The organism is Amycolatopsis halotolerans (assembly GCF_042647905.1).
GTDB classification, from domain to species: Bacteria; Actinomycetota; Actinomycetes; order Mycobacteriales; family Pseudonocardiaceae; genus Amycolatopsis; species Amycolatopsis halotolerans.
The window spans coordinates 23958-38437 of record NZ_JBHRWI010000040.1 but is presented as its reverse complement, the minus strand read 5'-3'; the positions used below and the strand labels follow the sequence as shown (position 1 = coordinate 38437).

The following is a 14480-nucleotide window of genomic DNA, read 5'->3' as shown; positions in this document are numbered from 1 at the left end:
AGGACGTCATGGGCACCGAACCGCAGCGGCCCCGGCTGATCGTCGGCATCACCGGGGCCAGCGGCCCGCACCTGGCTGTCCACCTGCTGACCGCGCTGCGCAAGCTCGGCACGGTGGAAACGCACCTGGTCATGTCCCGGGCCGCGCACCGCACCATCGAACTGGAAACCGGAATGCCTCCCGGCGAGGTCGCCGAACTGGCTGACGTCCGCCACGCCCGCGGGGACATCGCCGCGTCGATCGCGTCCGGCTCCTTCCGCACCATGGGCATGGTCGTCGTGCCGTGTTCGATGAAAACCGTCGCCGGAATCGCGCACGGCTACAGCGACGACCTGCTCGTCCGCGCCGCCGACGTCACGCTGAAGGAACGCCGTCCGCTCGTGCTCGTCGCCAGGGAAACCCCGTTGAGCCTCGTGCACCTGCGCAATCTCGTGACGGTGACCGAGGCGGGCGCGACCGTGCTGCCGCCGGTGCCCGCCTTCTACCACCGGCCCGAGTCCATTGAGGACATCCTCGCCCACCTGACCGGCAAGGTGCTCGACCAGTTCGGCATCGAGAACGAACTGTTCGCGCGCTGGCAGGGTCCGCCCGCCTCGCAAGGAGTTTCGCGGTGAACCACCGGCAAGATCCCCATGCTTTCGTAGACCAGTATCGGAACGATTTTCCCGACGACGTGCTCGTCCTCGACGACCCCGTCCCGGCCGACGAGGGCGTCACCGGGGTGATTTACGAACTCGCCGCGGCCGGACGGCACGAGATGGTGCTGTTCCGGAAGGTGACCGGCATCGACGTGTCGGTGGTCAGCAATTTGTTCGCTTCACGGGAGCGCATCGCTCGCATGCTCGAAACCGGACCGTCCGGTTTGCACAGTGCTTATCAACAGCGTGCGCTTCGCGCGGTGCCACCGAGGGTGGTCGACAGCGGACCCGTACTGGACGACGTGACGACCGATGTCGACTTGGCGACCATCCCGATGCTCCGGCACTTCGCCAGCGACCGCTCCCCTTACGTCACCAGCGGAATCATCGTCGCCGAGGATCCGGACACCGGCGTCGGCAACCTCAGCTATCACCGCGCGATGCCGCATTCCCGCACCGAGCTGGCGACCAGCCTCCATTCCCGGGGCGATCTGTGGCGAATGCTGCAGAAGTACGCCGAACGCGGGGAGCCGATGCCCGTCGCGATGGTGCTCGGCGGGCATCCCCTGTTCATGCTGGCCGCGTCGGCCCGGGTCGGCTACGACGTGGACGAACGCGCGGTAGCGGGCGGATTGCTCGGCGAACCGCTGGAAGTCGTGCGCACTCCACGACATGGCATCGGCGTCCCGGCTTGGTCGGACTTCGTGCTGGAGGGCACGATCGACGCCGCCGAGCACGCGGACGAAGGCCCGTTCGGCGAGTTCTCCGGCTATTCCTCGAATCGCTCGACCAACAACGTGCTCCGCGTGCAAACGATCATGCGCCGCTCCGACGCCATGCTCATCGACGTCGTCGGTGGCAACACCGACGAACACCTGAATCTCGCCCGGGTGCCACGAGAATCGGAAATGGCGGAGAAACTCAAGGCCCGCTTCCCGGACGTCACCGCGGTCCATTACCCAACGTCCGGCACGCACTTCCATTGCTATGTCGCACTACGCCAGCGACGACCCGGCCAAGCCCGGCAGGTGATGCTCGGCCTGCTCGGCTGGGACCCGTATGTGAAGACGGTGATCGCAGTCGACGAGGACGTCGACATCACCGACGACAGTGAAGTCTTGTGGGCGTTGGCCACGCATTTCCAGCCACACCAAGACTTGTTCACTGTGGACGGTCTGCCCGGCTCGCCGCTCGACCCGTCCTCGGGCTCCGACGGCACGACGTCCCGGATGGGCCTGGACGCCACCCGCGGCCCGCACTTCGACGGCAACCGCATCGTCGTTTCGGAAGAAGCACGTCAGCACGCTCGCCGGATTCTCGGCGGGAACGTTTAAGGAGGGAATCATCATGGCCAAAATCCCGGTGACCGTTCTGACCGGCTTTCTCGGCTCCGGCAAAACCACGCTCGTCAACCACATCCTCACCGCGAACCACGGCCACCGGATCGCGGTGATCGAGAACGAGTTCGGCGAGATCCCGATCGACAACGCGCTCGTGCTCGGCGGCGACGAGAAGATCATCGAAATGAGCAACGGCTGCTGCCTGTGCTGCACCGCGCGGACCGACCTGATCGAAATCCTGCAGTCGCTGCTGCGCCGGCGCGAACGGTTCGACCGGATCCTCATCGAGACCAGCGGAATGGCCGACCCGAACCCGGTCGCGCAGACGTTCTTCGTGGACGACGAGGTGTCGTCGGCCTTCGCGCTGGACGCGATCGTGACGCTGGTCGACGCGCGGCACGTCGGCAGCCACCTCGAGGAGGGCGAACACGACGGCGTCGGCGGCCAGGTGAGCAACCAGATCGCGTTCGCCGACCGGATCGTGCTCAACAAGATCGACCTGGTCACCGAGCCGGAAATCGAGGAACTGCGCACGCGGCTGCGCTCGGTCAACGCGACCGCGGACATCCTCACGTCCAGCTACGGGAGCGTCGACCTGGACGACATCCTCGGCATCAACGCCTTCGACCTGAACCGCACCGTCGCCGCCGACCCCGGCTGGCTGGAAGACGAGTCCCACCACCACGACCCGACGCTGGAATCCGTCTCGATCGAACTCGACTACCCCCTGGACCGTGCCGCGTTCGAACAGTGGCTCACCGCACTGCTGTCCGAACGCGGCGACGATCTGTACCGGTTCAAGGGAATCCTGGCTTTCGACCGCCGGACGGTGCTGCAAGGCGTGCACCGGATCTACGAACTGACCGATGCGGGCGAGTGGGGTGCGGAGCCGCCGGTCAGCAAACTCGTCCTGATCGGCCGGAACCTCGACCGCGCGGAGCTGACCGACACGGTGTCCCGCTGCAGCCTGGCCGCGGTTGGCCGGTGATTCACGCGAGCGCCGCAGTCACATCCAACTCAACGAGCTGCCCCCGGTAGCCCAGACACGTCACGCCGACCAACGTGCTCGCAGTCGTGAACGCCTCCGCGATCGAAGAGTTCACGAACCGCTCCCACACCGCGGCGAGGGTCGGCTGATCGGAGGTCGCCACGTAGATCACCGTGCGCACGACGTCCTCGGGAGTCGCTCCGGCGTGGGCCAGCGCGACCTCGGTGTTCGCGACAACCTGGTCCACCTGCGCGAGGACGTCCCCCGACACGACCTGGCCGTCGGGGGCCAACGGGCACTGACCAGCGAGGTGCACTGCGCGGCGCGCGTCGACGGTGGTCACGTGGTGATATCCGGGAGTCGGGTGCAAAGCGGGCGGGTTCTGCCGTTGAATGGTCACGAGGCAGATCGTCGCGCACGCGCGCGGCGTCTCGCCACGGGATTTCCGGACCGGGAGGGCGTATGCGCAGGACCATCGACTGGGCCGACGGGACCATCGTGATCGTGGACCAGGTAGCGCTTCCGGGCGAATACCGCACGCTCACCCTGCACACAGTGACCGAACTGGTCGACGCGATCCAACGACTGGCAGTCCGCGGAGCACCGGCATTGGGAGCGGCCGGTGCCCTGGGCGTCGCTCTGGCGGCCCGCCAAGGCGGGGATGTGCGTGCCGAAGCGGACCGGATCGCGCACGCCCGGCCGACAGCGGTCAACCTGGCCTGGGGCGTTTCCCGGGCGCTGGACCGATTGCCGGACGGAGCCGATGCGGTGCTCGCGGAGGCGCTGGCGATGCTCGACGAGGACGAGCAACGCAACCGCACCGCGTCGGCACACGCGGTGGAGGTCGTGCTGGACGCGTGCCCGCGCAGGCCGTTGCGGTTGCTCAGCCACTGCAATGCCGGCCACTTGGCGACGGTCGCCTGGGGCACCGCGCTAGGCGTCGTCTGGCACCTGCACGCGCGGGGGCTGGTGGAGTCGGTGCTGGTGGACGAGACGCGGCCGTTGCTGCAGGGATCCCGCCTCACCGCCTGGGAACTCGAGCAGACCGGGGTGCCCTACCGCGTGCAACCGGACGGCGCGGCAGCCGCGGCGATGGCGCGCGGACTGGTCGATTGCGTGCTGGTCGGCGCGGACCGGATCGCGGCGAACGGCGACGTGGCCAACAAAATCGGGACCTACGGGCTGGCCATCGCCGCCGCGCACCACGGTGTGCCGTTCGTGGTCGTCGCCCCGACGTCCACTGTGGACAAAGCCATCGCCACCGGGGCGGATATCGACATCGAGGAGCGCGCGGCTGTCGAGCTGACGGAGTTCGGCGGGGCGCGGATCGCGCCAGAGGGGTCGGCGGTGTTCAACCCGGCCTTCGACGTCACGCCGACAGCGCTCATCACTGCCGTCGTCACCGAGGACGGCGTGTTCGGCGCGTGAGCCTGGTGCGGTGGCGGTCCGGAGCTAGGGGCGCGGGCCGACGACCTCGGTGCCGTCCCGCACGGTGATCGCCATAGCCGGACAAGAATCCGCCGCGTCCAGCAGAGTCTCGTCCGGTCCGACAGTCCCGGCGACAGCACGCGCGGTGGCGCCGTCCAGCGCGAACGTCTCCGGCATCAGCGACGCGCACATCCCGCTCCCGATGCACGCGCCCCCGTCGACCTCGACCGTCCAGCTCATCGTCACCATCCCACCGGCATCGACCGCGGCCCGCGGACCAGCATCTGCGTCTTCCACTCAATATCCCCGGCGAGCCGCAGCCCCGGCAACTCCCGGGTCAACGCCCGCAACGCCTCCTGCAGTTCCAGCCGCGCGAGCGGGGCGCCCAGGCAATGGTGCACCCCGTGCCCGAACCCGAGGTGGTGGTTGTCGCCGCGATCCAGAACGAGCTGATCCGCGGTACCGAACCGCAGCCGGTCGCGGTTGGCCGCCCCGATCGCCACCAGCACCGGTTCCCCTTGGCGCACCAGGACATCGCCGACCTCGACGTCCTCCACCGCGTACCGGGCGAACCCGGCCCCGGCCCCGAGCGGCACGAAGCGAAGCAACTCCTCGACCGCGGTCGGGATGAGCGACGGGTCCGCGCACAGCCGTTCCCAGTGCTCATGCTGGTCCAGCAGCGCATACACGAAGTTGGGGATCTGGCTGGCGGTCGTTTCGTGCCCGGCGACCAGAATCCCCACGCAGAGATCGACCAGTTCCAGCTCGGTAAGCCGGTCCCGGACATCACGGGCTTCGATCAGCGCGGTCATCAGGTCGTCCCGCGGCTGCGCCCGATGCTCGGCGATCAGCCCGGCCATGTACGCCCGCAGTTCCTCCCGGCTGCGCTCCGACTCCTCCGGCGTCAGCCGTGTGGTCGACAACGCCGCGTCGCTCCACTCGCGGAACTGCGGCCGATCCCCCACCGGCACCCCGAGCAACTCGCAGATCACCGCGACCGGAATCGGCAACGCGTACAGATCGACGAGATCAGCCGGTTGCCCGTGCTCCCGCAATTCCGCGATCAGCTCATCGGCCAACCGCGCGACCCGGGGCCGCAACTCCTCCACCCGCCGCGCCGTGAACGCCTTGGCCACCAGGGTCCGCAACCGCGTGTGATCCGGCGGATCCATCGACAAGATGCCGCCCGGACGCCGATACCCCGACATCCGCGGCTCGTCGCTGTCCTGCGCCAACGCGCGGGAGAACCGCCGGTCGCCGAGCACGAGCCGGGCATCGGCATAGCGGGTGGCGAGCCAGGCGGCCTCGCCGTGCGGCATCTGGACGCGAATCATCCCGGCGTTCTCACGGGCGGCGGTGTAGGCCTCGTTGAGCGCGAGGCCAGCCTCCTCGTTGAACGGATAGGCGAGCGGTTCGGTGTGCGTGGTGGTCATGCCAACGACTCCCCGGATCCCTTTGTAAGCAGGTGCTTACATGCCTACACCTGGGGTCGGTCACGCGTCAATACGCCAGGAGCTTCCAGAAAATCCCGAGACACCCGCCCTAGGCTCGGCCCAATGACTTCCGCATGGACGAACGAAGCCGCCATCCAGCAGTGGGACAGCGGCAGCACCCGGGAATCGATGGAAGCGACCGCCGTCAGCGGCGACTTCTCCAAAGAGCATCTGGTCAACCCCGTCCTCCTCCGGCTTCTCGGCGACGTGCGCGGCCGGCGGGTGCTGGACGCGGGCTGCGGCAACGGATACTTCAGCCGGATGCTCGCCGAGCGCGGAGCCCAGGTGACGGGCGTCGAACCGGCCGCGAGCCTGGTTTCGTTCGCCCGGGAGAAGTCCGCGGCGGATATTTCTTACCTGCAGGCGGATCTCGCTCACCTGCCCGAACTGGAGCCGTTCGACGCTGTCGTCTGCAGCATGGTGCTGATGGCGATTCCCGACTGGAAGCCCGCGATGCGCGCCTGCGTCGAGGCGCTGCGGCCGGGCGGGCTGTTCGTGTTCGCCATCGTGCACCCGGCGTTCGAGGAGCTGTTCGGCACCTGGCGCGAACACGGCGAATACCGCCGGAAGGAGTATCTGGCGGAGTACGAGATCGTCGGGCGCGGCGCGTCCGACTTCCATCGGCCGATTTCCGCGTATCTCAACGAAGTGGCCGCGCTCGGCTGCCGGGTGCGCGAGGTCGTCGAGCCGGGGCTCGACCCGGCGCACGGGATCGAGGCTTACGCGCGCATGCCGAACTTCCTGATCGTCGCGGCGGAAACCGGCTGCCCGATAGGCCAATAACCGGTTCCCGAACGTCCCGGACCCGGCCGCGGTTTGGATAGCGTGGTCGCATGCTGGACTACGGCCTGGATTTGTCCGAGATAGCCCTCGAAGTCGCGTTGCCGGACTTGCGCGCGGAAGGCGACGACCTCGACGCGGTGGTGTCCGCGGAACCGGACTGGTCGAGACCGACGCCAGCCCCGCGGTGGACGATCGGCCACCAGATCGCGCACCTCGCGGCGGCCGACGCGAACGTCCTCCTCGCCATCCGGACGCCGGAGAAGTTCGCCGCGGTGCTGGAGGAAGACGCCGACGCCGTCGCGGCCGAGGGTGCCGCGCGTCCGCGTTCGGAGCTGCTGGACCACTGGCGCGCCGGACGCGCCGAAGTGGCGGACGCGCTCGGCGAGATCCCGCTGGACCAGGCGTTTCCGTGGTACGGCTCGGAGTCCACCGCGAAGCTCGCGGTGGCGCTTCGGCTGATGGAAACGTGGGCGCACGGGCAGGACATCTTCGACACCGTGGGCGTCGAACACCATCCGACGGACCGGCTCAAGCACATCGCCGCCTTGGGCTTCGCCGGGCGCGGGCTTTCGTTCTACGCCGCCCAGCTGCCACTGCCGACCGAGCCGATCCGGGTCGAGCTGACCGGTCCCGACGGCGCCGTCTGGGGCTGGGGTCCGGACGACGCCGCGCAACGGATCCGAGGCAGCGCACGGGATTTCTGCCTTCGCATCACCCAGCGCCGCGCCCTGGACGAAACCGGCCTGGCCGCGATCGGCGACGACGCGAAGGCCTGGCTGGAGAACGCCCGGGTCTTCCTCTAACGACGCCTGGGCCGCAGCAGCGCGACGCCCAAGGTCAACGCGCTGGTCGACGCCACGTGGATCGCCAGCGCCTTCTGGTTCGGCGCCCACACTCCGGTCGTCGGACCGCCGGACCACATCGCCGCGACGAAACCGCCTGCGGCACAAGCCATTGCCCGCCACAGCGCCGGCGAGCGATCCCGCCCGGCGGCCAAACCGGTGCCCACGGCGCCGAAAGCGCCCGCGGTGATCAGCGCTTCGCGCGCCATGTGGTACTGCACGTGACCTTCGCCGTGGCGGACCTCCGGCGCGCGGTAGCTCGGATCGGTGATGTGCGTGACCGTCTGCCACACCGACGGCGCGGCTGCGGCCAGGCCCGCGACAATGGCTGCCGCGCCCAAGGTTTCCCGCTTCATTGCTCGTCCTTTCCCTTGAGGTGGTGCGAAACCCGCCGCAGCGCGTCGTTCACCACGTCGATGGTTTCCGGGTCGAGAGCGCGCGCGATTTCGCGTTCGATCTCGGTCTTGAGCTCGAACGACGCGAGCGCCTGCCGTTTGCCCTCCTCGGTGAGGGTCACGAACACCGAACGCCGGTCGCCGGGGTCCTTGTCCCGGCGGACCCAGCCGCGGGCCTCGAGCCGGGTGATCCGGTGCGTGACCGAACCCGAGGTCAGCTCGACCGCGGCCATCACCTGCCCCGGCGTCAGCCGGTGCTCGGGCGCGCGCTTGAGCGCGGCGAGCATTTCCAGCTCCCACAACTCGATCCCGTGCGCGGACAGCTCGCGGCGCATCGCCAGTTCCAGCTGGTGCGCGACCCGCCGCAGCCGGTAGGACAGCGACTTCGCGCCCAGCACGCCCTCGTCGCCGCCGCCGCGCCGGACGGCGTCCACCAGGTCGTCGACCGCGTCCCGCGGCGTTGTGTTCACCGGCACGGACCTTTCTCTCGACATCAAGACAGTGAGAGAATACCTTGACGTCAAGACAGTTGGCCAGTCGAACATCGACCAAGGGGGAACCATGGACATCGAAGTCGCGGTGATCGGAGCCGGGCCCGTCGGGATGGCGGCGGCCGCGTTCCTGCACCACGCCGGAGTCTCGGTCCGGGTCTTCGAGGCGGCTCCGGAACGCGCGGGGCAATCGAGGGCCACGACCGTCCATCCGCGCACGCTCGAGGTCCTCGATGCGCTGCCGGACGACGCGGGTTCGCTGGCCGCGCGCATGGTCGCCGAGGGAAATCCGGTGCCCGCCGCGCATTTCGCGACCCTGCCGAACCTGCTGAGCTACACCGGACTCGACACTTCGTTCCCGTTCGTGCTGATGCTCCCGCAGCCGGAAACCGAGCGGCTGCTCGCCGAGCATCTGGCCGAACAGGGCGTCGTGATCCAGCCGGGGTGGAAACTCGCCGACCTGACGCAGGACGAGCAAGGCGTCACGATCGTCTCGGAAACCGGCGATACTCAGCGCGTCGGTTACGTCGTGGGCGCGGACGGCGCGCACAGCGCGACCAGGCACGCGCTCGGCCTCGGCTTTCCCGGAAATCCGGCTTCCACCGTGGGCTTCCTCGCCGACGTGCGCCTGGAACGCCCGCCAGCCCACCCGCACAACTGGGACTGCGAACGCGGCTCGTACAGCGTGCTTCCGCTGCCCGGCGGCATTCACCGCATTTTCGGCCACGAACCCGGCGACACCGGCCTCACGCCTGAGGAAGCCGCACGCCGCCAAGCACTGATTCCCGACGAGACCGAACTGCGCGCGACGCTCAAACGGCTCGCCGACGACGATTTCGGCATCACCGAGGTGATCTGGGCGTCGCGGACCGGCGACACCACGCGCCACGTCGAGCAGTACCGCACCGGCCGGGTGTTCCTCGCCGGCGACGCCGCGCACGTCCACCTCCCGGCGGGCGGCCAGGGGCTCAACGTCGGCGTGCAGGACGCGGCGAACCTCGCGTGGAAGCTCGCCGCCGAGGTGAAGGGCCGCGCGCCGCGGCGGATCATCGACGGCCCGCAGTCCTACGACGCCGAACGCCGCCCCATCGCGGCCCGGCTCGCGGCGAACACCCTCGCCCAGGCCGCGCTCATGGTCACTTTCACACCCGGCGGAAAAGCGTTGCGCGACTTGATGTCCGGCCTCATCGGCCGCGACGGCGACACCGCGGACGAACTGCGCGGCTGGCTGTCCGGGCTGGAGGTTTCCTACGCCGAGGACGGCAGTCTCGTCGGCCGTCGCGTGCCCAACCTCCCGCTCGCCGACGGCCGCACGCTCCACCGCGCGCTGCGGCCGGACCGGTTGACTCTCGTGGCTTTCGGCAGCACTGTCCCGGAGGGCGAGAACGTCGTGCGCTCAACCCGGGACTGGCACGACTTGGCCGCCGTGCTCGTGCGCCCGGACGGTTACGCCGCCGAAGTGTGGACAGCGGGCGAAAAGATCACCGCCGACTGGATGGAGCGCTGAATGGGCGTGGACACCGCACGCGGTCGCTTCGGCATTCTCGCGATCCTCTGCTCCAGCATCCTCGTCGTCGCGATGGACAACACCATCGTCAACGTCGCGCTCCCGGTCATCCGCACCGATCTCGACGCGTCGATCAACGGTCTGCAATGGACAATCGACTCCTACACCCTCGTGATCGCCTGCTTCCTGATGCTCGGCGGCGCCACCGGGGACCGGTTGGGGCGCAAGCGAACCTTCCTGGCCGGGTTGGTCCTTTTCGGACTCGGCTCGCTGCTGTGCAGCGTCGCGCCGTCGATCGGCTGGCTGGTCGCCGCGCGGATCGTGCAGGCGCTCGGCGGCGCGATGCTGAACCCGGTCGCGATGTCGATCATCACGAACGTCTTCGCCGACCCGGGCGAGCGCGCGCGGGCGATCGGGGTCTGGGGATCGATCGTCGGAATCTCGCTGGGCGTTGGCCCCGTGCTCGGCGGCGTGCTCACCGAAAGCATCGGCTGGCGGGCGATCTTCTGGGTCAACGTCCCCGTGGTCGTCGCCGCGATCGCGTTGACCGTGCGCTACGTGCCGGAATCGCGGGCCCCACGGGCGCGCCGACCGGATCCGGTGGGGCAGATTCTGGTCGTGGTGCTGCTTGGCTCGGTGGTGACCGCGGCGATCGAAGGCCAGCGGCTCGGCTGGGGTTCGCCGCTGATCCTCAGCCTGGCCGGGCTCGGCGTGCTCGCCTTGATCGCGCTGATCCGCTGGGAAATCCGCCGCCGGGAACCGCTGGTCGAGCTGCGGTTTTTCCGAAGCGCGCCGTTCTCGTCGGCCACGATCAGCGCGGTGTGCGGGCTCGCCGCGTTCGGGACGTTCCTGTTCCTGTCGCCGCTGTACCTGCAGGACGTGCGCGGGCTGTCGGCGCTGCAATCCGGCTTGATGTTGTTGCCGACCGCCGTGGCCGTGACGATCGCCGCGCCGCTGGCCGGGCGTCTCGTCGCCACTCGCGGCGCGCGGATTCCATTGCTGACCGCGGGGATCTCGATGACCGTGGTTGCCGTTGTGCTCACGACAGCGTCGGCCACCACGCCGCTGTGGGTGCTCGCGATCGCGTACGGCGTGTTCGGGATGGGCTTCGGCCTGCTGAACCCGCCCATCACCAACGCGGCGGTAAGCGGCATGCCGCGGTCGCAAGCCGGGGTCGCCGCCGCGGTCGCGTCCACTTCGCGACAGGTCGGGCAGACCCTCGGTGTTGCTGTCGCGGGCACGATTCTCGCCGCCGCGGCCACCCCGCTGGCCGGTTACTCCACCGCCTGGTGGGCCGTCGCGGGCGGGACCGCGCTCATCATCTTGCTCGCCGTCCTCGCCACCACCGGCTGGGCGCGCGCAGGAGCCGAACGGGTAGCCCGCCGTTTCGCCGACGAGCCGATCACCGAACCGGTCTAATCGCGATGGGGTGAATCGGGCAGAGGTGTGGTCCTTCCGTCGCCTATCCCGGTCGATCGCCCCGCGACGGTGCGGGCGTCTCCAGAGTGGGAGATGCCCGCACCGTCGGAGGAAAGGCGCCGTCCGCATGCCCACCCCGCCCGAGACCCCGGCACTCCCGACCACCCGAACCACCGGATGTCCGTTCGACCCGCCCGCCGAATACGCCGCGTTGCGCGAGGCCGCGCCAGTGTCGCGGATCCGCTGCCCGGCCGGGTTCGACACCTGGCTCGTCACCCGCTACGACGACGTCCGCGCCGTGCTCGCCGACCCGGCGCTCAGCTCGCGCGGAGCCTCGTCGGTGCACGTCAAAGCCGAACAGGACCCGTACGCCGAGGTCGATCCCGGTTCGATCATCCAGCTCGACGGCGCGGAGCATTCCCGGCTGCGCAAGATGGTCGTCGCCGAGTTCACCGTCCGGCGGGTGGAGAAGCTGCGCGAGTACGTCCGCGAGCAGGTCGAACAGCATCTCGACGCCATGCTCGCCAAGCCGGGCCGCGCCGACCTGGTGCAGGACTTCGCACTGCCGATCCCGTCGCTGGCGATCTGCGAACTGCTCGGCGTCCCGTACGCCGACCGCGAGCTGTTCCAGCGTCAGAGCAGCGTGCTGGTCAGCACCGACCAGGACGCCGAAACCACCGGGCAGGCGTACCACGAACTGGCCGGCTACCTGGGGAAACTGTTCGCCGGCAAGCAGCAGGACCCCCACGACGACCTGTTCAGCAAGCTCATCGTCCGGGCCGAGGCCTCCGGGGAACCGCTCGACCTGGACGAGCTCATCATGCTCGGGCTCAGCCTCCTGGTCGCCGGGCACGAAACCACCGCCAACATGATCGCGCTCAGTGCCCTCTTGCTGCTGGAACACCCGGACCAGCGCACGCAGGCCCTCGCCGATCCGCCGCGCGCGGTCGAAGAACTGCTGCGGTACCTGTCGGTGGTGCAGTTCGGCGTGCTGCGGTACGCCACCGAAGAGGTCAAGGTCGGCGGCCAGACGGTGGCCGAGGGTGACTGGCTGATCGCCGCGCTGAACTCCGCCAATCGCGACGAGGACCGCTATCCGCACGCCGACCGGCTGGACTTCACCCGCGAATCGCCGCGCACGCACGTCGCCTTCGGGTTCGGCGCGCATCAGTGCGTCGGCCAGCAGCTCGCGCGGGTCGAAATGCAGGAGGCGCTGACCGCGTTGTTCCGCCGCGTGCCGGACCTGCGGCTGGCGGTGCCGAAGGAATCTTTGGCGTACAAGCACAACGCGCTCGTCTACGGCCCCGAGGAGCTGCCGGTCGCCTGGCCCGCGTAGTTCGTCCGGCCGATCCGCGACCATCCGGGTTAACCTCGTCGCGCACACCAGCGCACCCCAGGGGGAAACCGAATGGCCGCGGACCAGCCTTCGCGCAAACGCGACGCGACGGCGACGAAAGCCGCGCTGCTCGACGCCGCGGCCGAGCTGTTCGCCGACCGCGGCTTCGACCGCACGACGGTGCGCGACATCGCGAACCGCGCGGGCGTCAACCAGGCGCTGCTGTTCCGGTACTTCGGCAGCAAGGACGCGTTGTTCGAGCACGTGATGGCGCGCGGCGGCCTGGCCCAGGTCGAGACGACCCCGCCGGAGCGGCTGTTCTCCGCGGCGCTGCGGAGCCTCCTCGAACGCGACGACACGGCGTCGCGCTCCATCGAGACCTACCTGCGGTCGTCGGGCACCGATCGCGCCGACGAGGCTCTCCGCGCGCAACTCGACGCCGAGTACACCCGCGCGCTGTCCGGGCTCACCGACGAGCCGGACGCCGAACTCCGCGCCGACCTCGCGATGGCCTGGCTGCTCGGCATCGGGCTGGTCCGCTCGATCACCCGCAAGGAACCGCTCGCCACCGCGCCCGCCGACGAGATCGAACGGCTCATCGGCCCCGCCGTGCGCACCCTGCTCGAGCGCAGCAAGTAACTCGCCTGCCGACGGCACCCCAGAGGTCCGTGAGGGGAACCCTGAGGGACTCTGATTCCCTCAGGGTTCCCCTCACGGACGGCAAACCCGCCCGCGGCAAGTAATTCGCTACAGCGGCGGAGGGCTCGCCGATACCGTCGGCGCATGTTCCCGCCCGCCGCCACCGCGGCCGAGTCCGGCCAGCTGACCCGCGAAGGCCTGCTGCCCGCGGTACGAGACCTCCTGCGCTCGCTGGGCGAACCCGGCGAACCCGTGCCGTTCGACGACGGTTCGCTGCCGGTGTACGCGGTCGGCGACCAGCTCGTCCTGAAGCTCTATCCGCCGGTGTACCTCGACGAGCTGACCACTGAGCGGACCATGCTGGAAGTCCTGCACGGCAAGCTCCCCATCCCGACTCCGGGCGTCGTGCACGCCGGAACGCGCGACGGCTGGGGTTACGTCGTGATGGAACGGCTTCCCGGGCGCACGCTCAAGCAGGTCTGGCCGGAACTGTCCACAGCGGACAAACTCGCGCTCGCCCCGAAGATCGGCGAGGCGCTGTCCACTTTGCACTCGGTGCGCGACCCGGCGTTGTCCGTGCTCGCTCCGCGGGACTGGACCGCGTTCCTTGCCGGGCAACGCGAAAAGCTGGTCGACCACCATCGCAAGACCACATTGGACGAATACTGGCTCGCCCAGCTGCCGGAGTTCGTCGACGCGGTGGACCTGGGAACGCCGGAAACCGTGCCGTTGCACACCGAGGTCATGCGCGACCATCTGCTGGTCACCCCCGAAGGGGAGCACTGGCAGCTGTCCGGCCTGTTCGATTTCGAACCGGCGATGCGCGGCGCGGCGGAATACGAGTTCGGCGCGGTCGGCCTGTTCGTTTCCGGCGGCGACCCGGCATTTCTGCGGAGTCTTCTGCTCGCTTACGGTTACCGTCCGGCCGACCTCGGCCCGGACTTCTCCCGCCGTTGCCTCGCGTACACGCTTCTGCACGTCTACAGCGACTTCCGCTGGTACCTCGACGTGCTCCCGGCCCCCGAGAAACCTACTTTCGTATCCCTCGCGGACGCATGGTGGGGCGCGTGAGGGGTACCCCGAAACTACCCCGCGACATACCCCCGTAAAAAGGAGTGAAATACGCGACAACCCGGCAATCGCGACGGACACTGGAACTGTTCCCGGGGTACACCAGGGGC

General features: G+C 69.2%; 16 protein-coding genes. 11 read left to right on the top strand and 5 right to left on the bottom strand.

The window, feature by feature from the left end:
* Positions 1-8 precede the first annotated feature (8 nt).
* From ACFORO_RS30005 to ACFORO_RS29995, 3 genes are read left to right on the top strand one after another with little or no spacing between them, the layout of a single operon-like run.
* Positions 9-614 carry a UbiX family flavin prenyltransferase gene (locus tag ACFORO_RS30005; protein WP_377868320.1) on the top strand — a complete coding sequence of 202 codons (606 nt, stop codon included), beginning with the start codon at positions 9-11 and terminating at the stop codon, positions 612-614.
* Positions 611-1972 carry a UbiD family decarboxylase gene (locus ACFORO_RS30000; RefSeq protein ID WP_377868319.1) on the top strand — a complete coding sequence of 454 codons (1362 nt, stop codon included), beginning with the start codon at positions 611-613 and terminating at the stop codon, positions 1970-1972. The genes ACFORO_RS30005 and ACFORO_RS30000 overlap by 4 nt, the downstream gene beginning before the upstream one ends.
* A gap of 13 nt (positions 1973-1985) precedes the next feature.
* On the top strand, positions 1986-2966 hold the full coding sequence (locus ACFORO_RS29995; protein WP_354747763.1) for a CobW family GTP-binding protein: 981 nt from the start codon (positions 1986-1988) through the stop codon (positions 2964-2966).
* A 1-nt stretch (position 2967) separates the two neighbouring features.
* On the opposite strand, the gene ACFORO_RS29990 is transcribed toward ACFORO_RS29995, so the two are convergent.
* Positions 2968-3366 carry a RidA family protein gene (locus ACFORO_RS29990; RefSeq protein ID WP_377868318.1) on the bottom strand — a complete coding sequence of 133 codons (399 nt, stop codon included), beginning with the start codon at positions 3364-3366 and terminating at the stop codon, positions 2968-2970.
* 62 nt (positions 3367-3428) lie between these two features.
* On the opposite strand from ACFORO_RS29990, the gene mtnA reads away from it, so the two are divergent.
* Positions 3429-4394 (top strand): S-methyl-5-thioribose-1-phosphate isomerase, encoded by a 966-nt coding sequence (mtnA, locus tag ACFORO_RS29985; protein ID WP_377868317.1) that lies wholly within the window; start codon positions 3429-3431, stop codon positions 4392-4394.
* 24 nt (positions 4395-4418) lie between these two features.
* Here the strand turns inward: mtnA and ACFORO_RS29980 are convergent, their stop codons facing one another.
* Both ACFORO_RS29980 and ACFORO_RS29975 read right to left on the bottom strand, forming a co-directional pair.
* Positions 4419-4634 (bottom strand): ferredoxin, encoded by a 216-nt coding sequence (locus ACFORO_RS29980; protein WP_354747769.1) that lies wholly within the window; start codon positions 4632-4634, stop codon positions 4419-4421.
* Between the two features lie 2 nt (positions 4635-4636).
* Complete coding sequence (locus ACFORO_RS29975) at positions 4637-5827, bottom strand: cytochrome P450 (RefSeq protein ID WP_377868316.1); 1191 nt, start codon at positions 5825-5827, stop codon at positions 4637-4639.
* 123 nt (positions 5828-5950) lie between these two features.
* On the opposite strand from ACFORO_RS29975, the gene ACFORO_RS29970 reads away from it, so the two are divergent.
* Both ACFORO_RS29970 and ACFORO_RS29965 read left to right on the top strand, forming a co-directional pair.
* The gene (locus ACFORO_RS29970) at positions 5951-6670 is read left to right on the top strand and encodes a class I SAM-dependent methyltransferase (protein ID WP_377868315.1); all 720 of its coding nucleotides are present in this window, start codon (positions 5951-5953) and stop codon (positions 6668-6670) included.
* A gap of 50 nt (positions 6671-6720) precedes the next feature.
* A complete protein-coding gene (locus tag ACFORO_RS29965; RefSeq protein ID WP_377868314.1) occupies positions 6721-7473 on the top strand; it encodes a maleylpyruvate isomerase family mycothiol-dependent enzyme in 753 nt (250 codons plus the stop codon).
* On the opposite strand, the gene ACFORO_RS29960 is transcribed toward ACFORO_RS29965, so the two are convergent.
* A complete protein-coding gene (locus ACFORO_RS29960) occupies positions 7470-7868 on the bottom strand; it encodes a hypothetical protein (RefSeq protein WP_354747777.1) in 399 nt (132 codons plus the stop codon). The two genes, ACFORO_RS29965 and ACFORO_RS29960, sit on opposite strands and share 4 nt — an antisense overlap.
* Positions 7865-8377 (bottom strand): MarR family winged helix-turn-helix transcriptional regulator, encoded by a 513-nt coding sequence (locus tag ACFORO_RS29955; protein WP_377868313.1) that lies wholly within the window; start codon positions 8375-8377, stop codon positions 7865-7867. The genes ACFORO_RS29960 and ACFORO_RS29955 overlap by 4 nt, the downstream gene beginning before the upstream one ends.
* A 91-nt stretch (positions 8378-8468) precedes the next feature.
* On the opposite strand from ACFORO_RS29955, the gene ACFORO_RS29950 reads away from it, so the two are divergent.
* The 5 genes from ACFORO_RS29950 (at position 8469) to ACFORO_RS29930 (ending at position 14370) form a co-directional block, all read left to right on the top strand.
* Complete coding sequence (locus tag ACFORO_RS29950) at positions 8469-9905, top strand: FAD-dependent monooxygenase (protein WP_377868312.1); 1437 nt, start codon at positions 8469-8471, stop codon at positions 9903-9905.
* Complete coding sequence (locus tag ACFORO_RS29945; protein ID WP_377868311.1) at positions 9906-11324, top strand: MFS transporter; 1419 nt, start codon at positions 9906-9908, stop codon at positions 11322-11324.
* A 127-nt stretch (positions 11325-11451) separates the two neighbouring features.
* A complete protein-coding gene (locus ACFORO_RS29940; protein WP_377868310.1) occupies positions 11452-12660 on the top strand; it encodes a cytochrome P450 in 1209 nt (402 codons plus the stop codon).
* Positions 12661-12732: 72 nt separating this feature from the next.
* Positions 12733-13299: a TetR family transcriptional regulator gene (locus ACFORO_RS29935; protein ID WP_354747787.1), complete on the top strand. Its 567-nt coding sequence runs from the start codon at positions 12733-12735 to the stop codon at positions 13297-13299.
* A 144-nt stretch (positions 13300-13443) separates the two neighbouring features.
* Positions 13444-14370, top strand: coding sequence for an aminoglycoside phosphotransferase family protein (locus tag ACFORO_RS29930; protein WP_377868309.1), 927 nt, complete (start codon positions 13444-13446; stop codon positions 14368-14370).
* The last annotated feature ends 110 nt before the right edge of the window (positions 14371-14480 follow it).